Source organism: Escherichia sp. MOD1-EC5990, from assembly GCF_002965285.1.
GTDB lineage: Bacteria > Pseudomonadota > Gammaproteobacteria > Enterobacterales > Enterobacteriaceae > Escherichia > Escherichia coli_F.
Genome location: NZ_PTRV01000005.1, coordinates 18,320 through 42,694, shown reverse-complemented (window position 1 = coordinate 42,694; position 24,375 = coordinate 18,320). Strand labels below are relative to the sequence as shown.

General features: G+C 51.9%; 22 protein-coding genes. 13 read left to right on the top strand and 9 right to left on the bottom strand.

The window, feature by feature from the left end:
• Window positions 1-126: 126 nt before the first annotated feature.
• From dinQ to allS, 3 genes are all read right to left on the bottom strand, one after another.
• Window positions 127-210, bottom strand: coding sequence for a damage-inducible type I toxin DinQ (dinQ, locus tag BEB42_RS27190; protein ID WP_349808740.1), 84 nt, complete (start codon window positions 208-210; stop codon window positions 127-129).
• A 411-nt stretch (window positions 211-621) separates the two neighbouring features.
• On the bottom strand, window positions 622-1,716 hold the full coding sequence (gene mnmH / locus BEB42_RS07475) for a tRNA 2-selenouridine(34) synthase MnmH (protein ID WP_001157980.1): 1,095 nt from the start codon (window positions 1,714-1,716) through the stop codon (window positions 622-624).
• A 68-nt stretch (window positions 1,717-1,784) separates the two neighbouring features.
• Window positions 1,785-2,711, bottom strand: a complete 927-nt coding sequence (allS, locus tag BEB42_RS07470; RefSeq protein WP_000460135.1) for an HTH-type transcriptional activator AllS — start codon at window positions 2,709-2,711, stop codon at window positions 1,785-1,787.
• Window positions 2,712-2,939: 228 nt separating this feature from the next.
• Here allS and allA point away from each other — a divergent pair, with 228 nt between their 5' ends.
• The 9 genes from allA (at window position 2,940) to glxK (ending at window position 13,524) form a co-directional block, all read left to right on the top strand.
• A complete protein-coding gene (gene allA, locus BEB42_RS07465; protein ID WP_000776388.1) occupies window positions 2,940-3,422 on the top strand; it encodes an ureidoglycolate lyase in 483 nt (160 codons plus the stop codon).
• 77 nt (window positions 3,423-3,499) lie between these two features.
• Entirely contained in the window at window positions 3,500-4,315 is an 816-nt protein-coding gene (gene allR / locus BEB42_RS07460) for an HTH-type transcriptional repressor AllR (protein WP_033873180.1), read from the top strand.
• A gap of 89 nt (window positions 4,316-4,404) precedes the next feature.
• Entirely contained in the window at window positions 4,405-6,186 is a 1,782-nt protein-coding gene (gcl, locus tag BEB42_RS07455; RefSeq protein ID WP_001353387.1) for a glyoxylate carboligase, read from the top strand.
• 12 nt (window positions 6,187-6,198) lie between these two features.
• Window positions 6,199-6,975, top strand: coding sequence for a hydroxypyruvate isomerase (gene hyi, locus BEB42_RS07450; RefSeq protein WP_000943560.1), 777 nt, complete (start codon window positions 6,199-6,201; stop codon window positions 6,973-6,975).
• A 99-nt stretch (window positions 6,976-7,074) separates the two neighbouring features.
• Window positions 7,075-7,953 carry a 2-hydroxy-3-oxopropionate reductase gene (gene glxR / locus BEB42_RS07445; RefSeq protein ID WP_000765839.1) on the top strand — a complete coding sequence of 293 codons (879 nt, stop codon included), beginning with the start codon at window positions 7,075-7,077 and terminating at the stop codon, window positions 7,951-7,953.
• A 169-nt stretch (window positions 7,954-8,122) separates the two neighbouring features.
• Window positions 8,123-9,577, top strand: coding sequence for an allantoin transporter (locus BEB42_RS07440; protein WP_000401118.1), 1,455 nt, complete (start codon window positions 8,123-8,125; stop codon window positions 9,575-9,577).
• 60 nt (window positions 9,578-9,637) lie between these two features.
• Window positions 9,638-10,999, top strand: a complete 1,362-nt coding sequence (gene allB, locus BEB42_RS07435; RefSeq protein WP_000006898.1) for an allantoinase AllB — start codon at window positions 9,638-9,640, stop codon at window positions 10,997-10,999.
• 56 nt (window positions 11,000-11,055) lie between these two features.
• Window positions 11,056-12,357: a uracil/xanthine transporter gene (locus tag BEB42_RS07430; protein ID WP_001353386.1), complete on the top strand. Its 1,302-nt coding sequence runs from the start codon at window positions 11,056-11,058 to the stop codon at window positions 12,355-12,357.
• A gap of 21 nt (window positions 12,358-12,378) precedes the next feature.
• Window positions 12,379-13,524 carry a glycerate 3-kinase gene (gene glxK, locus BEB42_RS07425; RefSeq protein WP_001353385.1) on the top strand — a complete coding sequence of 382 codons (1,146 nt, stop codon included), beginning with the start codon at window positions 12,379-12,381 and terminating at the stop codon, window positions 13,522-13,524.
• A gap of 129 nt (window positions 13,525-13,653) precedes the next feature.
• Here glxK and allE read toward each other — a convergent pair whose 3' ends face one another.
• From allE to allD, 3 genes are read right to left on the bottom strand one after another with little or no spacing between them, the layout of a single operon-like run.
• Window positions 13,654-14,439, bottom strand: coding sequence for a (S)-ureidoglycine aminohydrolase (gene allE, locus BEB42_RS07420; protein WP_000540959.1), 786 nt, complete (start codon window positions 14,437-14,439; stop codon window positions 13,654-13,656).
• Between the two features lie 10 nt (window positions 14,440-14,449).
• Window positions 14,450-15,685 (bottom strand): allantoate deiminase, encoded by a 1,236-nt coding sequence (gene allC / locus BEB42_RS07415; RefSeq protein WP_001353384.1) that lies wholly within the window; start codon window positions 15,683-15,685, stop codon window positions 14,450-14,452.
• Between the two features lie 21 nt (window positions 15,686-15,706).
• Window positions 15,707-16,756, bottom strand: coding sequence for an ureidoglycolate dehydrogenase (gene allD / locus BEB42_RS07410; RefSeq protein ID WP_000703884.1), 1,050 nt, complete (start codon window positions 16,754-16,756; stop codon window positions 15,707-15,709).
• A gap of 316 nt (window positions 16,757-17,072) precedes the next feature.
• On the opposite strand from allD, the gene BEB42_RS07405 reads away from it, so the two are divergent.
• From BEB42_RS07405 to BEB42_RS07390, 4 genes are read left to right on the top strand one after another with little or no spacing between them, the layout of a single operon-like run.
• Complete coding sequence (locus BEB42_RS07405) at window positions 17,073-18,740, top strand: acyl-CoA synthetase FdrA (protein ID WP_074501008.1); 1,668 nt, start codon at window positions 17,073-17,075, stop codon at window positions 18,738-18,740.
• 9 nt (window positions 18,741-18,749) lie between these two features.
• The gene (locus BEB42_RS07400) at window positions 18,750-20,009 is read left to right on the top strand and encodes a DUF1116 domain-containing protein (RefSeq protein WP_105267259.1); all 1,260 of its coding nucleotides are present in this window, start codon (window positions 18,750-18,752) and stop codon (window positions 20,007-20,009) included.
• Between the two features lie 10 nt (window positions 20,010-20,019).
• Complete coding sequence (locus BEB42_RS07395) at window positions 20,020-20,835, top strand: DUF2877 domain-containing protein (RefSeq protein ID WP_001353383.1); 816 nt, start codon at window positions 20,020-20,022, stop codon at window positions 20,833-20,835.
• Window positions 20,832-21,728: a carbamate kinase gene (locus BEB42_RS07390; RefSeq protein WP_105267258.1), complete on the top strand. Its 897-nt coding sequence runs from the start codon at window positions 20,832-20,834 to the stop codon at window positions 21,726-21,728. Before BEB42_RS07395 ends, BEB42_RS07390 begins: the two co-directional genes overlap by 4 nt.
• Window positions 21,729-21,961: 233 nt before the next feature.
• On the opposite strand, the gene purK is transcribed toward BEB42_RS07390, so the two are convergent.
• The 3 genes from purK to lpxH all read right to left on the bottom strand — a co-directional run bounded on the left by purK (window position 21,962) and on the right by lpxH (window position 24,374).
• On the bottom strand, window positions 21,962-23,029 hold the full coding sequence (purK, locus tag BEB42_RS07385; protein WP_000815519.1) for a 5-(carboxyamino)imidazole ribonucleotide synthase: 1,068 nt from the start codon (window positions 23,027-23,029) through the stop codon (window positions 21,962-21,964).
• Window positions 23,026-23,535, bottom strand: a complete 510-nt coding sequence (purE, locus tag BEB42_RS07380; protein WP_001295318.1) for a 5-(carboxyamino)imidazole ribonucleotide mutase — start codon at window positions 23,533-23,535, stop codon at window positions 23,026-23,028. The genes purK and purE overlap by 4 nt, the downstream gene beginning before the upstream one ends.
• Before the next feature lie 116 nt (window positions 23,536-23,651).
• Entirely contained in the window at window positions 23,652-24,374 is a 723-nt protein-coding gene (gene lpxH, locus BEB42_RS07370) for a UDP-2,3-diacylglucosamine diphosphatase (RefSeq protein ID WP_000212256.1), read from the bottom strand.
• Between the last annotated feature and the right edge of the window lies 1 nt (window position 24,375).

The following is a 24,375-nucleotide window of genomic DNA, read 5'->3' as shown; positions in this document are numbered from 1 at the left end:
AAGGCGTTCACGCCGCATCTGGCATGAACAGCGTGCATTTTGGCAATAAATCTGAAACCAACTGTCATGTCGGTTTTTTTAAAGGCCGAAGGTGGTAAACCTTCGGCCTTAGCTACGTTTCCTCAGTTATTCAATAAACTGGCGGATCAGTTCCAGCAGCGCGATTAGCGCCTTAAGAACGATGAGAACTTTATCGAGAAAAGTTTTCATCCGTTGCTCCCTTAAGGGAGAAAGACAATCACAGCTTACCCTTACGTTGCCTGTAACTATGATTTTCTTCATGTGCTAGATGAGGACTGCCTCTCTCCAAATTAGAGCACCAGAATCAGCACCACCTGTATCCTGACCAGGACTTAAAAGTACTTTTCCGCACTGCGGTAATTCCTTGAGGCAGTATCACTACTAGCGTCGGGATTGTATCGCCAACATAGCTGTTTGAATATGTAGGCATCCTGACTTATAATCCATTTGCTAGATGAGGACTGTTTCATTTCTGTCCGGAACCACCAAGTCTTGGGCGGAAAAAATAAAAAAACCGACTGTCATGTCGGTTTTTTTATATCTGTATTCTGATGCAACCATTCTGTTCTCACGACAATCGCCGTTTCAGAATACCGCCCATTAACGCGACTTCACCCATTCCGCTACTTCCGCCCACTCACCGCGAAAGACAACTTTTTCCGCTTTTTTCTCAAGCTGATAGCGATACATCGGGTCGTAATATTCTTCAAGTAACGGCACCAGCCAGGCCAGATGACCGTCGGTGCTGCCGGTGGTAAGTTGCGTTGTCAGCGCCGCATCCAGCCTTGCAGCCAGTTCGTTATAGCGTTGTAGCCCCAGCCGACGCTTAATCGCCGAAAGTCCGTGATGCAGGTATTCGCAATACTCCTGCCAGCCCTGTTCGTCGCCGTACGCATGGGTAAAATCATGATGCATACGCAAGAAATACTCTTCGTTCAGGCGTTCAAGACGGATCTCAAACGGATCTTCTACCACCGCAATCGCCGCCTGAGTCATTCGCTCGCGCAGGCATTCCGGCAGGTGATTCGAACCGATCATCCGGCTTTCGTCTTCCAGCACCCATAGGTGCAGCTCCTGACGGGCGTCGGTTTTTAGCATTTCGGCAGCCAGCAGGTTTTCAAAACTCGCCTGGCTAAGTTGTGGTTGTAACGTGCGACCAAACGCCGAACCGCGATGACGCGCCAGCCCTTCCAGATCAACACCGTTCGGCTGTTGTTGCACTAACAGCGTTTTACCGCTGCCGGTACAACCGCCAATCAGCACTATCGGTTTTTGTGCCAGTTCAATAGTCGCCTGAATCGCCGTCTGGCGCAGTGCCTTATAACCGCCTTCCACCAGCGGATAATCAATCCCCGCTTCATGCAGCCAGCGTTGCACAATATGTGAACGTTGACCGCCTCGGGCGCAGCAGAGAATACCTTGCGGATTTTGCAGGCACGCAGCCCTCCAGGCGTCCATGCGCTGCTGACGAATTTCACCCGCCACCAGTTTATGCCCCAGCGCCAGCGCCGCGTCTGACCCTTGCTGTTTATAGCAGGTGCCAACGGCGGCGCGTTCATCGTTATTCATTAACGGCAGGTTGATAGCGGCGGGCATTGCGCCTTGCTCAAACTCGATGGGGGCGCGAACATCAATAATGGGCGTATCAGCAATCAGCAGGGCACGATAGTCCTGTTCCGTGTGTCTCTCTTGCATAGTTAAAAGTGAACCTCAAATCAGCTTGCACGCTATTTTACGCGCCAACGCGCAAGGAAACTTGATTTTTAACTGCGTGGGTTGCCGAAAATTTCTAAAAATCCGCTGATTTCCGGCCTGCGCTGAGTAAACAAGGTCACAATATCTTCTACCGCTTTGCCACTGCCAAATTTGCGCCATGCCAGACTCAATGGCGAAGGAGGGCGCATCGTTGGGATTACCCGGCTGACCAGTTGTTGATTATCGATCATTGACTGGCAAAGTGATTTTGGCAAAAAACCAATGCCAACGCCCGCCAGATGGGCGGCGATTTTCGTTTCCATATCGGGAACAATAATCTCTTTTTGCCCCGGCAATCGCCAGGCGACGCGTTTGGTTAGTGTGCGGGCGCTGTCTTCAATATTAACCGCCGGAAAGCGCCGCAACTGCGCTTCTGTTAGCGGCTCTTCAACTTTCGCCAGCGGATGATCCGCCGCCATGACAAAGCGCCATTGCACCGATCCTAAGGGATCAAGACTAAAGGTATTTGCCAGCGCCTCGGTTCCCGTGACGCCGATAGCCAGTGAAAAACCTTCGTACAATAGCGAGTCCCAGACGCCCATATAGATTTGTCGGGAGATGTGAAACTGGGTAAAGGGGTAACGTTCATTCAGCCACGCCAGCAGCTGGGCGACGGCCTGGGGGTTGTAGAGCAGGTTGTTGATGACAATATTCACCTGGCGTTCCACGCCATCATTCACCTGTTGCAGCTCGCTGGGCATACTTTCCAGCCAGCTCAGCCAGTCTCTGGCCTGAGAAAGTAGATGCTCGCCAGCCGCTGTCAACGTCACGCTGCGAGTCGTGCGGAAAAACAGCGCCACTCCGGTGTTCTCTTCCAGTAGTTTAATGCGATAGCTGATCGTCGCCGTGGTTTTACATAGTCGTTCTGCCGCTTTTGAAAAACTTCCTGTTTCAGCAACCGCAATGAAAGTCCGCAAAGTTTCTGGATCGAACATCTTCAGGTATCCCCTTTTAAATCCGCAGGTTGCGTGATTTTCCTGTCCTTTGATTTACCTGTATTTTCACATGATAACCCTGTGTGATTTGTGGGCTAAATCTACTTTTGGAAAAATATTCCAACTTTTGTGTTGATGTTGTTCTCTTAAGGTTTTAGATTGCCTGTTATTGAACCACATTGTCCGGTCGGCGGTGGTTGAACGGAATTATGTTACAAGGACAAAAAGATGAAACTTCAGGTATTACCGTTAAGTCAGGAAGCCTTCAGTGCTTATGGCGACGTAATAGAAACGCAGCAACGGGATTTTTTCCATATTAACAATGGACTGGTGGAGCGTTACCACGATTTGGCGCTGGTTGAGATTCTTGAGCAAGACCGTACGCTTATCAGCATTAACCGCGCGCAACCGGCCAATCTGCCGCTGACCATTCACGAACTCGAACGTCATCCGCTGGGCACTCAGGCCTTTATCCCGATGAAAGGTGAAGTGTTTGTGGTGGTCGTGGCGTTAGGTGACGACAAACCAGACCTGTCAACCCTGCGGGCGTTTATTACCAACGGCGAACAGGGAGTGAATTACCATCGTAACGTCTGGCATCACCCACTTTTTGCCTGGCAGCGCGTCACCGATTTTCTGACCATCGATCGCGGCGGCAGTGACAACTGTGATGTTGAAAGTATTCCTGAACAGGAACTCTGTTTTGCGTGACGCCTGCAACCGACTTGCATAAGATAAATTAATTGTTCATTGTTTATGCTCACTTGTAGGTCGGAGTTAACGTAGGTATGACGGAAGTTAGACGGCGCGGCAGGCCAGGACAGGCGGAGCCTGTGGCACAGAAGGGCGCACAGGCGTTAGAGCGGGGAATTGCGATTCTGCAATATCTGGAAAAAAGTGGGGGAAGTTCGTCGGTTAGCGATATTTCTCTCAATCTGGATTTGCCGCTCTCCACGACCTTTCGCTTGCTGAAGGTTTTACAGGCAGCGGATTTTGTCTATCAGGACAGTCAGTTAGGCTGGTGGCATATAGGATTAGGTGTCTTTAACGTCGGTGCGGCGTACATCCATAACCGCGATGTCCTCTCCGTCGCCGGGCCGTTTATGCGCCGCCTGATGTTACTTTCCAGCGAAACGGTCAATGTCGCGATCCGTAACGGCAATGAAGCAGTATTAATTGGTCAGTTAGAGTGTAAATCGATGGTCAGGATGTGTGCGCCACTGGGCAGTCGTCTGCCGCTGCATGCTTCCGGTGCGGGCAAGGCGCTGCTTTATCCGCTGGCGGAAGAGGAGTTGATGAGCATCATTCTGCAAACCGGTTTGCAGCAGTTTACGCCAACTACGCTTGTGGATATGCCCACCTTGCTGAAGGACCTGGAACAAGCGCGTGAACTGGGCTATACCGTAGATAAAGAAGAGCATGTTGTAGGTCTGAATTGCATAGCTTCAGCAATTTACGATGATGTAGGTAGCGTTGTTGCCGCTATCTCCATCTCCGGACCTTCATCAAGACTGACAGAAGATCGTTTTGTCAGTCAGGGTGAGCTGGTCAGAGACACCGCCCGCGATATCAGCACGGCGTTGGGACTGAAAGCACATCCATAGTGTCTGTCGCATCCCGCTCTGCGGAGCGGGTTTTTTTGACAAAATTTGAAAGTTGGAAAATTTTTCCAATTAATAGAGGTAGGAATAAAATGGCAAAAATGAGAGCCGTTGACGCGGCAATGTATGTGCTGGAGAAAGAAGGTATCACCACCGCCTTCGGCGTTCCGGGAGCTGCAATCAATCCGTTCTACTCAGCGATGCGTAAGCACGGCGGTATTCGCCACATTCTGGCGCGTCATGTGGAAGGTGCTTCGCACATGGCGGAAGGTTATACCCGCGCAACGGCAGGGAATATCGGCGTATGTCTGGGGACTTCCGGTCCTGCGGGCACGGACATGATCACCGCGCTCTATTCCGCTTCTGCTGATTCCATTCCTATTTTGTGCATCACTGGTCAGGCACCGCGTGCTCGTCTGCATAAAGAAGATTTCCAGGCCGTTGATATTGAAGCAATTGCTAAACCGGTCAGCAAAATGGCGGTTACAGTTCGTGAAGCGGCGCTGGTGCCTCGTGTGCTGCAACAGGCATTTCACCTGATGCGTTCTGGTCGTCCGGGTCCGGTACTGGTGGATTTACCGTTCGACGTTCAGGTGGCGGAAATCGAGTTTGATCCTGACATGTACGAACCGTTGCCGGTCTACAAACCAGCGGCCAGCCGTATGCAGATTGAAAAAGCGGTCGAAATGTTAATCCAGGCTGAACGTCCGGTGATTGTTGCCGGGGGCGGGGTCATCAATGCTGACGCAGCTGCACTGTTACAACAGTTTGCTGAACTGACCAGCGTTCCGGTGATCCCAACGCTGATGGGCTGGGGCTGTATCCCGGACGATCATGAACTGATGGCCGGGATGGTGGGTCTGCAAACCGCGCATCGTTACGGTAATGCAACGCTGCTGGCGTCCGATATGGTGTTTGGTATCGGTAACCGTTTCGCCAACCGTCATACCGGTTCGGTAGAGAAATACACCGAAGGGCGCAAAATCGTCCATATCGATATTGAGCCGACGCAAATTGGTCGCGTGCTGTGCCCGGATCTGGGGATTGTCTCTGATGCTAAAGCTGCCCTGACGTTACTGGTTGAAGTCGCTCAGGAGATGCAAAAAGCGGGTCGTCTGCCGTGTCGTAAAGAGTGGGTCTCCGACTGCCAGCAGCGCAAACGCACTATGCTGCGCAAAACCCACTTCGACAACGTGCCGGTTAAACCGCAGCGCGTGTATGAAGAGATGAACAAAGCCTTTGGTCGCGATGTTTGCTATGTCACCACCATCGGGCTGTCGCAAATTGCTGCGGCACAAATGCTGCACGTCTTTAAAGACCGCCACTGGATCAACTGTGGGCAGGCAGGCCCGTTGGGCTGGACCATTCCGGCGGCGCTGGGCGTGTGTGCCGCTGATCCAGAGCGCAATGTGGTGGCGATTTCCGGTGACTTCGACTTCCAGTTCCTGATTGAAGAGTTAGCCGTTGGCGCGCAGTTCAACATTCCGTACATCCATGTGCTGGTGAATAACGCCTATCTGGGTCTGATTCGCCAGTCGCAGCGCGCGTTTGATATGGATTACTGCGTACAGCTCGCGTTCGAAAATATTAACTCCAGCGAAGTGAACGGTTACGGCGTCGACCACGTAAAAGTAGCGGAAGGTTTAGGTTGTAAAGCAATTCGTGTCTTCAAACCGGAAGATATTGCTCCGGCCTTTGATCAGGCGAAAGCCTTAATGGCGCAATACCGTGTTCCGGTAGTTGTGGAAGTTATTCTCGAACGTGTGACCAATATTTCAATGGGCAGCGAACTGGATAACGTCATGGAATTTGAAGATATCGCCGATAACGCAGCGGACGCGCCGACTGAAACCTGCTTCATGCACTATGAATAAGGGAGATAAATAATGTTACGTTTCTCTGCGAATTTATCGATGTTATTTGGTGAATATGATTTTCTCGCCCGTTTTGAGAAAGCTGCGCAGTGTGGTTTTCGCGGCGTTGAATTTATGTTTCCTTATGACTACGACATTGAAGAATTAAAACAGGTGCTGGCGAGTAATAAACTCGAACATACGCTGCACAATTTACCGGCAGGTGACTGGGCGGCGGGCGAGCGGGGTATTGCTTGTATTCCTGGCCGTGAAGAAGAGTTTCGGGATGGCGTAGCAGCAGCGATTCGTTATGCTCGTGCGCTGGGTAATAAAAAAATTAACTGTCTGGTCGGTAAAACGCCGGCTGGTTTCAGCAGTGAACAGATTCACGCAACGCTTGTAGAAAACCTGCGTTATGCCGCGAATATGCTGATGAAAGAAGATATTTTATTACTGATTGAACCTATCAACCATTTTGATATTCCTGGTTTCCATCTCACCGGAACTCGGCAGGCGCTGAAACTGATTGATGATGTTGGTTGCTGCAATTTGAAAATTCAGTATGACATTTATCATATGCAGCGGATGGAAGGTGAATTAACCAACACTATGACTCAATGGGCCGATAAAATTGGTCACCTGCAAATTGCCGATAATCCGCATCGCGGCGAACCGGGAACCGGAGAAATTAATTATGAGTATCTCTTTACGGTAATTGAAAATTCTGACTACAACGGTTGGGTTGGGTGTGAATATAAACCCCAAACCACCACGGAAGCCGGTTTACGCTGGATGGATCCGTACCGTTAAAACGTAACGCTGTTCAGGCAATGCTTTTTTAGGCCGCTAAGTTGGCAGGGGATCGTGTTGTCTGAATTCAGGAAAAGCGAAATTTAAAAGAGGTTAATTATGAAACTGGGATTTATTGGCTTAGGCATTATGGGTACACCGATGGCCATTAATCTGGCGCGTGCCGGTCATCAACTGCATGTCACAACCATTGGTCCGGTTGCTGATGAATTACTGTCACTGGGTGCCGTCAGTGTTGAAACTGCGCGCCAGGTAACGGAAGCATCGGACATCATTTTTATTATGGTGCCGGATACGCCACAGGTTGAAGAAGTTCTGTTTGGTGAAAATGGTTGTACCAAAGCCTCGCTGAAGGGCAAAACCATTGTTGATATGAGCTCCATTTCCCCGATCGAAACTAAACGTTTCGCTCGTCAGGTGAATGAACTGGGCGGTGATTATCTCGATGCGCCCGTCTCCGGCGGTGAAATCGGCGCGCGTGAAGGGACGTTGTCGATTATGGTTGGCGGTGACGAAGCGGTATTTGAACGTGTTAAGCCGCTGTTTGAACTGCTCGGTAAAAATATCACCCTCGTGGGCGGTAACGGCGACGGCCAGACCTGCAAAGTGGCAAATCAGATTATCGTGGCGCTCAATATTGAAGCGGTTTCTGAAGCCCTGCTGTTTGCTTCAAAAGCCGGAGCGGATCCGGTACGTGTGCGGCAGGCGCTGATGGGCGGCTTTGCTTCCTCACGTATTCTGGAAGTTCACGGTGAGCGCATGATTAAACGCACCTTTAATCCAGGTTTCAAAATTGCGCTGCACCAGAAAGATCTCAACCTGGCACTGCAAAGTGCGAAAGCACTGGCGCTGAACCTGCCAAACACCGCGACCTGCCAGGAATTGTTTAATACCTGTGCGGCAAACGGTGGCAGCCAGTTGGATCACTCTGCGTTAGTGCAGGCGCTGGAATTAATGGCTAACCATAAACTGGCCTGATACCCGCAATAAAAATGGCCGATATCAGAAAATGAATCGGCCAGCAATATTAAAAAAGAAAGCAGCCAAAGATGTTGCTTCAGTATTTAAAATAATATTTGTTTTTTATTTGTTCCTCATAGCTAGATTAAAAACAGCGTTATTCGATACGTGAAATTAAGAGGGATTTATGGAACATCAGAGAAAACTATTCCAGCAACGCGGCTATAGCGAAGATCTATTGCCGAAAACGCAAAGCCAGCGGACCTGGAAAACATTTAACTATTTTACCTTATGGATGGGTTCGGTTCATAACGTTCCCAATTATGTGATGGTCGGCGGCTTTTTTATTCTCGGCTTGTCTACCTTTAGTATTATGCTGGCAATTATCCTCAGTGCCTTTTTCATTGCCGCGGTAATGGTATTAAACGGTGCTGCGGGCAGTAAATACGGCGTACCGTTTGCCATGATCCTGCGTGCTTCTTACGGCGTACGTGGTGCACTGTTTCCCGGATTATTAAGAGGCGGTATTGCTGCCATTATGTGGTTTGGCCTGCAATGTTACGCGGGGTCACTGGCCTGCTTGATTCTGATTGGCAAAATCTGGCCGGGATTTTTGACTCTCGGTGGTGATTTCACTCTGTTAGGCCTTTCTCTACCGGGATTAATTACTTTCTTACTCTTCTGGCTGGTTAACGTTGGTATTGGTTTTGGCGGCGGAAAAGTTTTAAATAAATTCACTGCCATTCTTAACCCGTGCATCTATATCGTTTTCGGCGGTATGGCGATTTGGGCAATTTCGCTGGTCGGGATCGGTCCAATCTTTGACTACATTCCGAGCGGTATTCAGAAAGCAGAAAACGGTGGCTTCCTGTTCCTGGTGGTGATTAACGCGGTAGTTGCGGTCTGGGCGGCACCGGCGGTGAGCGCATCCGACTTTACGCAAAACGCCCACTCGTTTCGTGAGCAAGCGCTGGGGCAAACGCTGGGTTTAGTTGTGGCCTATATTCTGTTTGCGGTCGCCGGGGTATGTATTATTGCCGGAGCCAGTATTCACTACGGCGCTGACACCTGGAACGTGCTGGATATTGTTCAGCGTTGGGACAGCCTGTTCGCCTCGTTCTTTGCGGTACTGGTTATTCTGATGACGACCATTTCCACTAATGCCACCGGTAATATTATTCCAGCCGGATATCAGATTGCCGCTATTGCGCCGACGAAACTGACTTATAAAAATGGCGTACTGATTGCCAGTATTATTAGCCTGCTGATCAGCCCGTGGAAGTTAATGGAAAATCAGGACAGTATTTATCTGTTCCTCGATATTATCGGCGGAATGCTGGGTCCGGTCATTGGTGTGATGATGGCGCATTATTTTGTGGTGATGCGTGGGCAAATTAATCTTGATGAGCTGTACACCGCAGCAGGCGATTATAAATATTACGATAACGGCTTTAACCTCACCGCGTTCTCAGTAACTCTGGTCGCCGTTATTTTATCTCTTGGCGGTAAGTTTATTCCCTTTATGGAACCGTTATCGCGTGTTTCATGGTTTGTCGGCGTCATCGTCGCCTTTGCGGCCTACGCCTTATTAAAGAAACGTACTGCAGCAGAAAAAACAGGAGAACAAAAAGTCACAGGTTAATTAATCCCGATATTGAACATTGAGTTAAAAAACCAATCTGTATTTTACAAGGAGTTTGTTATGTCTTTTGATTTAATCATTAAAAACGGCACCGTTATTTTAGAAAACGAAGCTCGCGTTGTAGATATCGCCGTTAAAGGCGGAAAAATTGCCGCTATCGGTCAGGATCTGGGCGATGCAAAAGAAGTTATGGATGCGTCTGGTCTGGTGGTTTCGCCAGGCATGGTTGATGCGCACACCCATATTTCTGAACCGGGTCGTAGCCACTGGGAAGGTTATGAAACGGGTACTCGCGCAGCGGCAAAAGGGGGTATCACCACCATGATCGAAATGCCGCTCAACCAGCTGCCTGCAACGGTTGACCGCGCATCGATTGAACTGAAATTTGATGCCGCTAAAGGCAAGCTGACTATCGATGCGGCGCAACTCGGTGGCCTGGTGTCTTACAACATCGACCGTCTGCATGAGCTGGATGAAGTGGGCGTTGTCGGCTTCAAATGCTTCGTTGCGACCTGTGGCGATCGCGGTATCGACAACGACTTCCGTGACGTCAATGACTGGCAGTTCTTCAAAGGTGCGCAGAAGCTGGGCGAACTGGGACAGCCGGTGCTGGTGCACTGCGAAAATGCGCTGATCTGTGACGAACTGGGCGAAGAAGCGAAGCGCGAAGGTCGCGTAACTGCTCATGACTATGTGGCTTCGCGTCCGGTGTTTACCGAAGTGGAAGCGATTCGCCGCGTACTGTACCTGGCGAAAGTCGCCGGTTGCCGTCTGCACGTTTGCCACATCAGCAGCCCGGAAGGTGTTGAAGAGGTGACTCGTGCGCGTCAGGAAGGCCAGGACGTTACCTGTGAATCCTGCCCGCATTACTTTGTACTGGATACCGATCAGTTCGAAGAAATCGGTACTCTGGCGAAGTGTTCACCACCGATCCGCGATCTGGAAAACCAGAAAGGCATGTGGGAAAAACTGTTTAACGGTGAAATCGACTGCCTGGTTTCCGACCACTCTCCATGCCCGCCGGAAATGAAAGCAGGCAACATCATGAAAGCATGGGGCGGTATCGCCGGTCTGCAAAGCTGCATGGACGTGATGTTCGATGAAGCAGTACAGAAACGTGGTATGTCTCTGCCGATGTTCGGCAAATTAATGGCAACTAACGCAGCAGATATTTTCGGTTTGCAGCAAAAAGGCCGGATCGCCCCAGGAAAAGATGCCGACTTCGTCTTCATTCAGCCGAATAGCAGCTATGTTCTTACCAATGACGATCTGGAATATCGCCACAAAGTCAGCCCGTATGTTGGCCGTACCATTGGCGCGCGTATCACGAAAACCCTCTTACGTGGTGATGTGATTTACGACATCGAACAGGGTTTCCCTGTTGCGCCGAAAGGTCAATTTATCCTTAAACATCAGCAGTAATCTGGCCCCTGCAATGCCCGTCCTTGCGGCGGGCATTCTCCGGTTAAGGTGTGTTTATGTTCAATTTTGCAGTCAGCCGTGAAAGCCTGTTATCAGGATTTCAGTGGTTTTTCTTTATTTTTTGTAACACGGTTGTGGTTCCTCCTACGCTACTTTCGGCTTTTCAGTTGCCGCAAAGTAGCCTGCTTACGCTCACGCAATATGCTTTTCTTGCTACCGCGCTGGCCTGTTTCGCTCAGGCGTTCTGCGGTCATCGTCGCGCTATTATGGAAGGGCCGGGTGGCCTGTGGTGGGGAACCATCCTTACTATCACCCTTGGCGAAGCATCGCGCGGGACCCCGATCAACGATATCGCTACCAGTCTGGCGGTGGGGATTGCGATTTCTGGCGTGCTGACGATGTTGATTGGTTTTAGCGGATTAGGTCATCGCCTGGCGCGGTTATTTACGCCGTCGGTGATGGTCTTGTTTATGTTGATGCTGGGCGCGCAGCTGACCACTATCTTTTTCAAAGGTATGCTCGGCCTGCCGTTTGGCATAGCCGACCCAAATTTTAAAATTCAGTTACCGCCGTTCGCGCTCTCGGTCGCGGTGATGTGCCTGGTACTGGCGATGATTATCTTCCTGCCGCAACGTTTTGCCCGTTACGGCTTACTGGTTGGTACGATAACCGGCTGGTTGTTGTGGTACTTTTGCTTTCCTTCTTCGCACTCGCTTTCCGGTGAGTTGCACTGGCAGTGGTTCCCGCTTGGCAGTGGCGGTGCTTTGTTGCCGGGGATTATTCTGACGGCGGTGATTACAGGTCTGGTAAATATCAGTAATACCTACGGTGCGATTCGCGGAACGGATGTTTTTTATCCGCAACAGGGCGCGGGGAATGCGCGTTATCGTCGCAGCTTTGTGGCGACCGGATTTATGACGCTGATAACCGTGCCGCTGGCGGTAATTCCATTTTCACCGTTTGTTTCATCTATTGGTTTATTAACCCAGACTGGCGATTACACGCGGCGTTCGTTTATTTATGGCAGCGTTATTTGCCTGCTGGTGGCACTGGTTCCGGCACTCACGCGACTGTTTTGCAGTATCCCCTTACCAGTGAGTAGCGCGGTCATGCTGGTTTCTTATCTGCCTTTACTCTTTTCCGCGCTGGTGTTTAGCCAGCAAATCACGTTTACCGCTCGCAATATTTATCGACTCGCATTGCCGTTATTTGTCGGCATATTTTTAATGGCATTACCGCCTGTGTATCTGCAAGACCTTCCATTAACGCTTCGTCCTCTGCTCAGTAACGGCTTACTGGTCGGAATTTTACTGGCTGTTCTTATGGATAATCTTATTCCGTGGGAACGCATCGAATAATTTGTTGAAAAAGGATTGATAATGAAGATTGTCATTGCGCCAGACTCGTTTAAAGAGAGCTTAAGTGCAGAAAAATGTTGTCAGGCAATTAAAGCCGGGTTTTCGACCATATTTCCCGATGCGCACTATATCTGTTTGCCGATAGCGGATGGCGGCGAAGGGACGGTGGAGGCGATGGTCGCCGCGACGGGCGGCAAAATCGTGACGCTTGAAGTCTGTGGACCGATGGGCGAAAAAGTGAATGCTTTTTATGGCATTACCGGCGACGGGAAAACGGCGGTGATTGAGATGGCGGCGGCAAGTGGCCTGATGCTGGTCGAACCTGAAAAGCGTAATCCGTTGCTGGCGTCAAGTTATGGCACTGGCGAGCTGATTCGTCATGCGCTGGATAACGGTATTCGCCATATTATTCTCGGCATTGGTGGTAGCGCGACGGTCGACGGCGGTATGGGCATGGCGCAGGCGCTTGGTGCGAGTTTCCTTGATGCCGACGGTCAGGCGCTGGCGGCTAACGGTGGCAATTTAGCGCGCGTGGCAAGCATTGAGATGGATGAATGCGATCCGCGCCTGGCGAACTGCCATATTGAAGTAGCGTGCGATGTAGATAATCCGTTGGTAGGGGCACGCGGCGCGGCGGCGGTGTTTGGCCCGCAAAAAGGGGCAACGCCAGAAATGGTCGAAGAGCTGGAACAGGGGCTGCAAAATTACGCCCGTGTTTTACAACAGCTAACTGAAATCAACGTCTGCCAGATGGCGGGCGGCGGTGCTGCCGGAGGCATGGGCATTGCGGCGGCGGTATTCCTCAATGCGGATATTAAACCGGGTATTGAGATTGTGTTGAATGCGGTCAATCTTGCGCACGCGGTGCAGGGTGCAGCACTGGTGATCACCGGGGAAGGGCGCATCGACTCGCAAACGGCAGGCGGTAAAGCGCCGCTGGGTGTGGCATCGGTGGCGAAGCAGTTTAATGTACCGGTGATTGGGATTGCTGGCGTATTGGGTGATGGCGTGGAAGTGGTGCACCAGTACGGCATTGACGCGGTATTCAGCATTTTGCCACGTCTGGCACCTTTAGCCGAAGTGCTCGCCAGCGGTGAAACCAATCTCTTCAACAGTGCGCGAAATATTGCCTGCGCCATTAAAATAGGTCAGGGAATTAAAAACTGACTCTTACCTTTAAAGCGGATGCGATTTATATCGCATCTTTTTTTTACCTGAATTGACTACAAAAAAAGCCACGGTATAAACCGTGGCAAAATCCAACATAGCTAAAAATAATCAGGCGTGTGGTATGACTTAAATCTCAACGTCGCGGTTACAATCCTTCGAATAAATATAACTAAACGCTTCACCACGCCCTACGCCATAACCGGCCTGTAAGGAATAAGCGCCCATAAAGATGTAATCGCCTTTTTTCACCGGGATCCAGTTATTGTCGAGGTTATAAACCCCCTGACCGGAAAGAATATAGGCACCGTGTTCCTGAACGTGAGTTTCGATATAACCGTGGCTGGCACCTGGCGCAAAAGAGAGGATATGCATGTTCATATCAAAACCTAACTCTTTGGGCAGAAAATCCAGCAGAATAACATCGTCCATGCCTTCATAATGAATGCGTTCCAGTTCGCTGGCATTGCCAGAAACCAGCCACGGCGCATGACCTTCTACCGGAACATAGCGACGCTTATATAAAAAGATTTGGCTGTCTTCGGCCTGGGCGTTAACAAACGTCATTAAGGAGCCTGGCGGGCAATAAAGATAACCACCTTCGCTTAAGGTAAATGTTTTCCCTTCGGCTTTGGCAGTGATATTTCCAGAGATCACATACAGGAACGTTTCAATTCCTTCACCACCGAAGCCCTGTTGGTTGCCGCCGTTTTGATGCAGTGTGACCAGATAATCAACAAAAGAGGCCCCCAGCTTTGGCGTGGAGAGGATTGTCGCGTCACAATTTTCAAAGCCCGGAATAATATTTTTTACCAGACCGTCCGGGGTTAGCAGCGCGAAATTACCGTGTTTAACAATCGCACGGTTAGCCAGTAAATCATCGCGGTAACCGGTGACGTTATTTAAATATCCCATTTATAACTCCTTATTTCTGCCAGGCAAGTTGATAAAGCATGAGTGCCAACGTTTTGACCCCTTCGGCAAGGTCGGTAATATTGGTGCGTTCCGCCGGGTTATGGCTGATCCCGTTGATGCTGGGAATGAAAATCATGCAGGTCGGCACGCGAGGCGCGAAAATTTGTGCGTCGTGCCCGGCACCACTGTGCATTACCCGATAATTCAGTTTTTCGCTTTCACACAATTCTGTCAGGGTGGCGACAAGCTCCTTGTTCATCGGCACGGGTTCTTCGTCCATCCATAAATCGATATCAATACCAATGTCCATTTCATCGCAAATCGCCCGCATGTCGTTTTCTAACTGTTGGGTAAAATCGCGCAACACGGCAGTGTCGGTATGACGACAATCAATAGTGAACTTGGTTTTACCCGGCACTACATTCACCGTATTCGGGCGCGGCTCCACCTTGCCAAAGGTCAGCACCAGCGGATCGCCCATCTTTTTCGCTTTCTCAACTGACTGATGGCAAATGCGACTGAAAGCGTAAACCGTATCACGACGATAACCCATCGGCGTGGTGCCTGCATGGTTTGATTCGCCGTTCAGCGTCACCGTATAGCGACGTTGCCCGACAATTGCATTCACCACGCCAATTGACTGACCATTACTTTCCAGCACACAACCCTGTTCGATATGCAGTTCGACAAAGGCTTTAATATCCTGACGCGGAGTTAGTGGGGCGTTCGGCAGTGTAAATCCGCAAGCCTTCATTGCATCGACAAAACTATTTCCTTTGGCATCACAGATATTCCGCACGTCGTCAGGATTCGCCAGCCCAAAGATATTTTTACTGCCCCAGAAGACATACGGGAAGCGGCTGCCTTCTTCTTCCGCCATTGCCACCACTTCGACCGTTCGCAGCGGCGCGCCGTATTGCGTTTTCAGCCAGTCAATCGCCAGCCACGCCGCCAGTGCGCCGAATTGTCCGTCGAGGTTACCGCCGTTAACCACGGTATCAATATGCGAACCGCTCAGAATCACTTCCTGGGGGTATTCGCTGCCGTTCAGGCGGCCGTATAAATTCCCCACTTCATCGAAACGTGTTTCCAGCCCACTTGCTGCCATTCTTTTTTTAAATTGCTGCTGGGTTTCCAGCCACTCCGGCGAATAAAGTAAACGGGTCATTCCACCCGTTGGGTCAGCGCCAAAAGAGGAAAGCCAGGGCAGCGTTTCTTCTATGGCTTGACGGAAATGTGTAATCATAAGAAAGTCCTGTCTCAACAATTATTGCGCAAAGGGATTTTTCGTTTCGTATGACGTGTTATAAAGCGCGTCGGAAATTAAATACTGGTAAATATCATCAACAATTTCGATGCCTTCGACGGCGGCTTTGCGTTGTTTAATATCCTGATCCTGTCCGGGATAATAAACCTGGTTAAAACCGGGCGCGGGGGTAATGGCATTTAATTCGCGCATGGTCTGGCTAAGATGTTGACGGAATAATTCGCTGGGGGAGAAAAAGTTCGGATTAATAACTACATGTAATTGCCCCAAATTACGTCCGGAGTGTAAATCGTCATACATCGAACTGACCTGACGCCCGAACGGTAAGCCGAGTAAGACGCCTGAGAGGACGTCAATCATCATCATCAGGCCATATCCTTTTGGCCCTGCGGCGGGGAGCAGAGCATGTACCGCGAACGGATCGGTTGTTGGTGCACCGTTTTTATCGACCGCCCAAGTATCCGGGATAGACATATTACGCGAGCGGGCGTCGAGCACTTTTCCCCATGCCTGTACGGTAGTCGCCATATCAAAAGTAAGAATCTCGTCGCCTTCTCCCGGCGCGGCAAAGGCCAGTGGGTTAGTGCCGTAGTAAATTTCCGCGCCGCCAAACGGCACCACCATTGGATCGGACTGGCACATCGAAATGCCAATCAATCCGGCGCGGGCTGCCTGCTGCACAAAATAAGAGATTGCGCCGCTGTGACCCATCCGGCTGATACCGACCACCGCAACGCCTTTTTGCTGGGCGGTTTTGATGGCATGTTCCATACCCATTTTTGCCGCGACCTGTCCGGCGGCATTGTCGGCATGTAAAATTGCCGAGCACGGTCCGGTTTCTTCAAGACGAAACTCTGGTTCGCGGTTGGTGCCGCCTTTTGATATGCGCTCTGCGTAGTATTCAACGCGCACCGCGCCATGAGAGTGGATCCCTCTGGCATCGGCGTAAACCAATACTTCAGCCACGGTTGCAGCGTGCTCACGTTTTAACCCAGCCTGACAGAGTTTATTCTCGATTAGCTGGTGGAGTGTTTCCCGACTGATTTTCATCTGTCTTCCTTTTTAACGACGGTGTGAAGCATGACTGCAATTAACATACAGGGAAAATATCTGGATTATGTGATCCAGACAGGCAAAAAAATATAGTTAGAATTTATTTGATAATCCGCTCGCTTTTAACCTAGTTTTTAAAACAACTATGCTTATTAAAAAATAACGCGTAATAGTCTGGCGGTTATTTGAATTCTTTTGTTAATAATGTCTGTGTGATATTCATCACCTTATTTACTCGTTGTCATCTATACCGTAATCGCCACATTAACACTGCTCGTGCAATTGCCATGGGTGCAATTTTTAAGGAGTTGTTATGATCCACGCCTTTATTAAAAAAGGGTGTTTTCAGGATTCGGTCAGTTTAATGATTATTTCACGAAAACTCAGCGAATCAGAAAATGTTGATGATGTTTCCGTAATGATGGGTACGCCCGCCAATAAAGCGTTATTAGAGACTACAGGTTTCTGGCATGACGATTTTAATCACGCCACGCCGAACGATATTTGCGTGGCGATTCGTAGCGAAGCGGCGGATGCAGGGATCGCGCAGGCGATTATGCGGCAGCTTGAAGAGGCGCTAAAACAACTGGCACAGGGTACAGGAAGCAGCCAGGCGTTGACGCAGGTGCGTCGCTGGGATAGTGCCAGTCAGAAATTACCCAATGCCAATCTGGCGCTGATTTCAGTGGCTGGAGAGTATGCGGCGGAATTGGCGAATCAGGCGCTGGATCGCAACCTCAACGTGATGATGTTCTCCGATAACGTCACGCTGGAAGATGAAATCCAACTTAAAACCCGCGCACGGGAAAAAGGCTTGCTGGTGATGGGGCCAGACTGCGGTACGTCGATGATTGCCGCCACGCCGCTGGCTTTTGCTAACGTGATGCCGGAAGGCAACATTGGCGTCATTGGCGCTTCCGGTACCGGGATTCAGGAGCTGTGCTCACAGATTGCGCTGGCAGGTGAGGGAATTACTCACGCGATTGGTCTTGGCGGGCGCGATCTCAGCCGTGAAGTGGGCGGCATCAGTGCGCTAACGGCGCTGGAAATGTTAAGCACCGATGCGAAAAGCGAAGTGCTGGCATTTGTTTCAAAACCGCCTGCCGAAGCTGTGCGTCTGAAAATTGTTAATGCCATGAAAGCAACCGGCAAACCGACGGTGGCGCTGTTTTTAGGTTATATCCCGGCGGTGGCTCGCGACGAGAATGTTTGGTTTGCCTCCTCGCTGGATGAGGCTGCGCGCCTGGCTTGCCTGCTTTCACGCGTTACGGCGCGACGTAACGCGATAGCGCCTGCCAGCAGCGGATTTATTTGCGGCTTGTATACCGGCGGTACGTTAGCCGCCGAAGCGGCGGGATTACTTGCCGCGCATCTTGGCGTGGTAGCCGACGATACCCATCATCACGGCATGATGCTGGACGCCGATGGTCACCAGATCATTGACCTCGGCGATGATTTCTACACCGTCGGGCGTCCCCATCCGATGATCGACCCAACCTTACGCAACCAGTTAATTGCCGATCTCGGCGCTAAAGCGCAAGTGCGCGTATTGCTGCTTGATGTGGTGATTGGCTTCGGTGCGACCACCGATCCTGCAGCCTCGCTGGTAAGCGCCTGGCAAAAAGCCTGTGCCGTGCGTTCAGACAATCAACCACTGTATGCCATTGCCACAGTGACAGGCACTGAACGTGACCCGCAATGCCGCTCGCAGCAAATCGCCACGCTGGAAGATGCAGGGATCGCGGTAGTGAGTTCGCTGCCGGAAGCCACCTTGCTGGCGGCGGCGTTAATTCATCCGCTCTCGCCTGCCACACAGCAACACACACCGTCACTACTGGAAAACGTCGCCGTGATTAACATCGGGTTACGCAGCTTTGCGCTGGAACTACAAAGCGCCAGCAAACCGGTTGTGCATTACCAATGGTCACCAGTCGCCGGCGGCAATAAAAAACTGGCTCGTTTATTAGAACGTTTGCAATAAGGGGTTCCCATGTTTACATCAGTGGCGCAAGCCAATGCTGCGGTTATCGAACAAATTCGTCGCGCTCGTCCACACTGGCTGGATGTGCAACCGGCTTCTTCACTCATTAATGAATTAAATCAGGGTAAAACACTGCTTCACGCCGGGCCGCCGATGCGCTGGCAGGAGATGACCGGGCCCATGAAAGGGGCATGCGTGGGCGCGTGTTTGTTTGAAGGCTGGGCGAAAGATGAAGCGCAGGCACTGACGATGCTGGAACAAGGGGAAGTGAACTTCATTCCTTGTCATCATGTGAATGCTGTCGGGCCAATGGGCGGCATTACTTCTGCCAGTATGCCGATGCTGGTGGTCGAGAACGTGACCGACGGTAACCGGGCGTACTGCAACCTCAACGAAGGTATCGGTAAAGTGATGCGTTTTGGCGCTTACGGCGAAGATGTCCTGACTCGCCATCGCTGGATGCGTGATGTGTTAATGCCGGTATTAAGCGCGGCGCTGGGGCGCATGGAGCGCGGTATCGATCTCACCGCGATGATGGCGCAGGGCATTACGATGGGCGATGAATTCCATCAACGCAATATTGCTTCCTCAGCACTGTTAATGCGTGCGCTGGCCCCACAAATTGCTCGCCTCGATCATGATAAACAGCACATTGCGGAAGTGATGGATTTCCTCAGCGTGACCGATCAGTTCTTCCTTAACCTCGCGATGGCCTGTTGCAAGGCGGCGATGGATGCTGGTGCGATGATCCGCGCAGGCAGCATCGTCACGGCTATGACCCGCAACGGCAATATGTTCGGGATTCGGGTCAGCGGGCTGGGCGAACGCTGGTTTACTGCGCCTGTAAACACTCCCCAAGGTCTGTTTTTCACCGGCTTCTCGCAGGAGCAGGCGAACCCGGATATGGGCGATAGCGCGATTACCGAAACCTTTGGTATCGGTGGTGCGGCAATGATCGCCGCCCCTGGCGTAACGCGCTTTGTCGGTGCGGGTGGTATGGAAGCAGCCAGAGCGGTATCTGAAGAGATGGCGGAAATCTTCCTTGAACGCAATATGCAGTTGCAGATCCCCGGCTGGGATTTCCAGGGCGCGTGCCTGGGGCTGGATATTCGTCGCGTGGTAGAAACCGGCATTACACCACTCATCAATACGGGTATCGCCCATAAAGAGGCGGGTATCGGGCAGATTGGTGCAGGCACTGTGCGGGCACCGCTGGCGTGCTTTGAACAGGCGCTGGAAGCTCTGGCTGAAAGCATGGGTATTGGTTGAGGAACGCGCAATGACGATGATCCATCCTCTGCTTGCCAGCCGTAGTGCACCAGACTATCGCCAGTCCTGGCGGTTAGCGGGCATCTGGCGGCGAGCGATTAATCTGCTGACGGAAAGTGGCGAACTGTTAACGCTACATCGTCAGGGAAGTGGTTTCGGTCCCGGAGGATGGGTGCTTCGCCGCGCGCAATTCGATGCGTTATGCGGTGGATTATGCGGCAATGAACGACCACAGGTTGTAGCTCAAGGGATTCGCCTCGGGCGTTTCACGGTTAAACAGCCACAGCGTTATTGTTTGCTGCGTATTACGCCGCCTGCGCATCCTCAACCGCTTGCAGCGGCATGGATGCAACGCGCGGAGGAAACCGGGCTTTTCGGGCCGCTGGCGTTGGCGGCAGGCGATCCGCTGCCTGCTGAATTACGCCAGTTTCGTCACTGTTTTCAGGCCGCGCTCAATGGCGTTAAGACCGACTGGCGGCACTGGCTGGGTAAAGGGCCGGGATTAACGCCGAGTCATGATGACACGCTAACGGGAATGCTGCTGGCAGCCTGGTATTATGGCGCTTTAGATGCGCGCTCCGGTCGCCCGTTTTTTGCCTGTTCCGACAATCTTCAACTCGTTACCACAGCGGTGAGCGTTAATTATTTGCGTTATGCCGCGCAAGGATATTTCGCCTCGCCACTCCTGCACTTTGTTCATGCTCTGAGTTGCCCGAAACGTACCGCTGTTGCGATTGATTCGCTGCTGGCGCTGGGGCATACGTCAGGGGCCGATACGCTGCTGGGGTTCTGGCTTGGTCAACAATTATTACAAGGAACACCATGAAAACACTGGTTGTAGCTCTTGGGGGCAATGCCTTACTCCAGCGCGGTGAGGCGCTGACGGCAGAAAATCAATATCGCAATATTGCCAGTGCTGTTCCCGCGCTGGCGCGCCTGGCGCGTGCTTATCGGCTGGCGATTGTTCACGGCAACGGGCCACAGGTGGGGCTGCTGGCGTTACAGAATCTGGCGTGGAAAGAGGTCGAACCGTATCCACTGGATGTGCTGGTGGCGGAAAGCCAGGGGATGATTGGCTATATGCTGGCGCAGAGCTTGAGCGCACAGCCGCAGATGCCGCCTGTCACGACGGTGCTGACGCGCATTGAGGTTTCGTCTGATGATCCGGCGTTTTTGCAGCCAGAGAAGTTTATCGGCCCGGTTTATCAGCCAGAAGAACAAGAGGCACTGGAAACGGCTTACGGCTGGAAAATGAAGCGTGATGGCAAATATTTACGCTGGGTGGTGGCATCTCCCCAGCCTCGTAAAATTCTCGACAGCGAAGCCATCGAGTTGTTGCTCAAAGAGGGGCATGTGGTGATTTGCAGTGGCGGCGGCGGTGTTCCGGTGACGGATGACGGAGCAGGGAGTGAAGCGGTGATTGATAAAGATCTCGCCGCGGCGTTGCTTGCCGAGCAGATTAATGCCGATGGACTGGTGATCCTCACCGATGCTGACGCGGTTTATGAAAACTGGGGAACGCCGCAGCAACGCGCCATTCGCCATGCCACACCGGATGAGTTAGCGCCATTTGCCAAAGCCGATGGGGCGATGGGACCGAAGGTAACGGCGGTGAGTGGCTATGTCAGAAGCCGTGGTAAACCTGCGTGGATTGGGGCGTTATCGCGGATTGAAGAGACGCTGGCGGGCGAAGCGGGGACCTGTATTTCGCTGTCGTGATGGGAGCATCCAGCATATGGCGCACCATGCCTGATGCGACGCTTGACGCGTCTTATCAGGCCTACAATGGGTACCGGATTGGTAGTCGGATAAGGCGTTCACGCCGCATCCGGTAATCGGCGCACCATGCCTGATGCGACGCTTGACGCGTCTTATCAGGCCTACAATGGGTACCGGATTAGTAGGCCGGATAAGGCGTTCACGCCGCATCCGGCAGGAATATGAGTACCAGGTTAACTGAACTTACTCTGCGCCCACATCACGCCACTGGCATACTCCGGCGGCAGCAGCGGGATTAATGCTTCCAGCGTCGCGGTCAGACGCGATGTGTCGCTGTCGGTCAAATTCAGATGCCCCACTTTACGGCCCGGACGCACTTCTTTGTCGTACCAGTGCAGATGCACCAGCGGCAGTTTCAGCCAGTCATAATTCACATCGCTACCAATCAGGTTGATCATCACCGACGGACTATTCACTACCGGTTGCGGTAACGGCAGATCGGTAATCGCCCGCAGATGCAGCTCAAACTGGCTGATGCTGGCACCGTTTTGCGTCCAGTGACCACTGTTATGTACACGCGGAGCCAGTTCGTTGATCAGCAGACCTTGCGGCGTGACAAAACACTCCATCGCCATCACGCCAACATAGCCCAGCTCCTGCATAATCGCCGACAGCATCTCTTCGGCCTGCGCCTGCTGCTGTGCGTTGGCCTGCGGGAAAGCGACGCTGGTGCGCAAAATACCGTCCTGATGCAGGTTATGCGTCAGCGGATAAAACACAGTGCTGCCATCAAAGCCGCGCGCGCCAACCAGCGATACTTCGCCAGAGAAGTTAATGCCCTGCTCGACAATACATTCGCCGTAGCATTCAGTCGGTAACTGTGCGGTTTCATCGGCGCGTAAACGCCATTGACCGCGACCGTCATAGCCACCAGTGCGACGCTTAACAATCGCCAGTTCACCTAAACGATCAAACACCGCAGGCCACTCACTGCGATCGGCAAGTAACTGCCACGGTGCGGTCGGCAGGTGAAGCTTGTCGAAAAGCTGCTTCTGAGTCAGACGGTCGGCAATAATTGGGAACACATCGCGGTTCACAAAGGCTGGATGGCGTGCCAACTCGCGCGTTAATGCGGTTTCCGGCCAGCGTTCGATCTCAGCGGTAATCACGCTTTGTTGAAAGGGCACCGCCGCCGGTTCAGCGTCCAGCCCGACCGGCCAGACAGCAATGCCTAACGGTTCGCCTGCCTGGCGCAACATACGGCCTAACTGCCCGTTACCGAGGACGCAAACCTGTTTCATGCCGCACCTCGCGGGTCCGGGTTTTCCAGCACTTCATCAGTTTGTGCTTTGCGCCAGTCATTCAGACGCTGGTGCAGTTCTTTATCATGAGTCGCAAGAATTTGTGCTGCCAGTAACGCCGCATTTGCCGCGCCAGCTTTACCAATCGCCAGCGTACCCACCGGAATGCCGCGCGGCATTTGTACGATGGAGTAGAGGCTATCGACACCGCTCAGTGCGGCGCTCTGTACTGGCACACCCAGCACTGGCACCAGCGTTTTGGCGGCAATCATGCCCGGCAGGTGCGCTGCGCCGCCTGCGCCCGCAATAATCACCTGATAACCGTTCTCTTCGGCACTTTCGGCGAAGCTGAACAGTTTATCGGGGGTGCGGTGAGCAGAAACCACTTCAACGTGGTGCGGGACATTCAGGATTTCGAAGATTTCGGCGGCGAACTGCATGGTAGCCCAGTCGCTTTTGGACCCCATCACGATGGCGACACGCGCCGGATTATTGCGGGAAGACATGCGTCTTAAAACTCCTGTGGTGCACAACTCTCGGCTTTAGAGGGCACAGAGAATAGCACGGAAAGAGAGCAAGGAAAACGGTTGCGTGGCTGTGAAATCAGCAAAGTTGCGGGTATTTAAAACGGAAAATGAATCAGCTCAACGTCATCCGCCGTGACTTTCACCATTGAACCTTCCGTATGCCAGGCACCCAGCACGACGCGGAAAGCAGGTTGCTGATTGGCGATAAGTTCATGGATCGCCGGGCGATGGGTATGCCCGTGGATCAGCCATTGCACCTGATGTTTTTCCATCGCACTGACCACCGCGTTTTGGTTAACGTCCATGATCGCCAGCGATTTACTGCTGTTGGCTTCTTTGCTGTTCGCGCGCATTCGCGCGGCAATGCGTTTACGCACAAACAACGGCAGGGCGAGGAATAGCGTTTGCAGCCAGGGTTTGTGGACTTTGGCGCGAAAAGCCTGATAACCGATGTCATCGGTGCACAGCGTGTCGCCATGCATAATCAACACCCGGCGACCATAAAGTTCGAGCACTTTTTCTTCCGGCAATAACGTCATGCCACTCTCACGGGCAAAGCGTTTGCCAAGCAGAAAATCACGGTTGCCATGAATGAAATAGCAGGGAACGCCGGAATCGGATACCGCTTTGATCGCTGCGGCCATCTGGCGATGGAGTGGGTTGGGATCGTCATCGCCAATCCATGCTTCAAACAGATCGCCAAGAATATACAGCGCGTCGGCCTTGCGGGCTTCCCCCGCTAAAAAACGCAGAAAACCGGCGGTGATCGCCGGTTCTTCCACGCAGAGATGAAGATCTGCAATAAAGAGTGTCGCCACG

Bases quoted from the DNA above. Each gene is read 5' to 3' on its own strand.
- dinQ (WP_349808740.1), bottom strand. From the start codon at position 210: ATGAAAACTTTTCTCGATAAAGTTCTCATCGTTCTTAAGGCGCTAATC.
- mnmH (WP_001157980.1), bottom strand. From the start codon at position 1,716: ATGCAAGAGAGACACACGGAACAGGACTATCGTGCCCTGCTGATTGCT.
- allS (WP_000460135.1), bottom strand. From the start codon at position 2,711: ATGTTCGATCCAGAAACTTTGCGGACTTTCATTGCGGTTGCTGAAACA.
- allA (WP_000776388.1), top strand. From the start codon at position 2,940: ATGAAACTTCAGGTATTACCGTTAAGTCAGGAAGCCTTCAGTGCTTAT.
- allR (WP_033873180.1), top strand. From the start codon at position 3,500: ATGACGGAAGTTAGACGGCGCGGCAGGCCAGGACAGGCGGAGCCTGTG.
- gcl (WP_001353387.1), top strand. From the start codon at position 4,405: ATGGCAAAAATGAGAGCCGTTGACGCGGCAATGTATGTGCTGGAGAAA.
- hyi (WP_000943560.1), top strand. From the start codon at position 6,199: ATGTTACGTTTCTCTGCGAATTTATCGATGTTATTTGGTGAATATGAT.
- glxR (WP_000765839.1), top strand. From the start codon at position 7,075: ATGAAACTGGGATTTATTGGCTTAGGCATTATGGGTACACCGATGGCC.
- BEB42_RS07440 (WP_000401118.1), top strand. From the start codon at position 8,123: ATGGAACATCAGAGAAAACTATTCCAGCAACGCGGCTATAGCGAAGAT.
- allB (WP_000006898.1), top strand. From the start codon at position 9,638: ATGTCTTTTGATTTAATCATTAAAAACGGCACCGTTATTTTAGAAAAC.
- BEB42_RS07430 (WP_001353386.1), top strand. From the start codon at position 11,056: ATGTTCAATTTTGCAGTCAGCCGTGAAAGCCTGTTATCAGGATTTCAG.
- glxK (WP_001353385.1), top strand. From the start codon at position 12,379: ATGAAGATTGTCATTGCGCCAGACTCGTTTAAAGAGAGCTTAAGTGCA.
- allE (WP_000540959.1), bottom strand. From the start codon at position 14,439: ATGGGATATTTAAATAACGTCACCGGTTACCGCGATGATTTACTGGCT.
- allC (WP_001353384.1), bottom strand. From the start codon at position 15,685: ATGATTACACATTTCCGTCAAGCCATAGAAGAAACGCTGCCCTGGCTT.
- allD (WP_000703884.1), bottom strand. From the start codon at position 16,756: ATGAAAATCAGTCGGGAAACACTCCACCAGCTAATCGAGAATAAACTC.
- BEB42_RS07405 (WP_074501008.1), top strand. From the start codon at position 17,073: ATGATCCACGCCTTTATTAAAAAAGGGTGTTTTCAGGATTCGGTCAGT.
- BEB42_RS07400 (WP_105267259.1), top strand. From the start codon at position 18,750: ATGTTTACATCAGTGGCGCAAGCCAATGCTGCGGTTATCGAACAAATT.
- BEB42_RS07395 (WP_001353383.1), top strand. From the start codon at position 20,020: ATGACGATGATCCATCCTCTGCTTGCCAGCCGTAGTGCACCAGACTAT.
- BEB42_RS07390 (WP_105267258.1), top strand. From the start codon at position 20,832: ATGAAAACACTGGTTGTAGCTCTTGGGGGCAATGCCTTACTCCAGCGC.
- purK (WP_000815519.1), bottom strand. From the start codon at position 23,029: ATGAAACAGGTTTGCGTCCTCGGTAACGGGCAGTTAGGCCGTATGTTG.
- purE (WP_001295318.1), bottom strand. From the start codon at position 23,535: ATGTCTTCCCGCAATAATCCGGCGCGTGTCGCCATCGTGATGGGGTCC.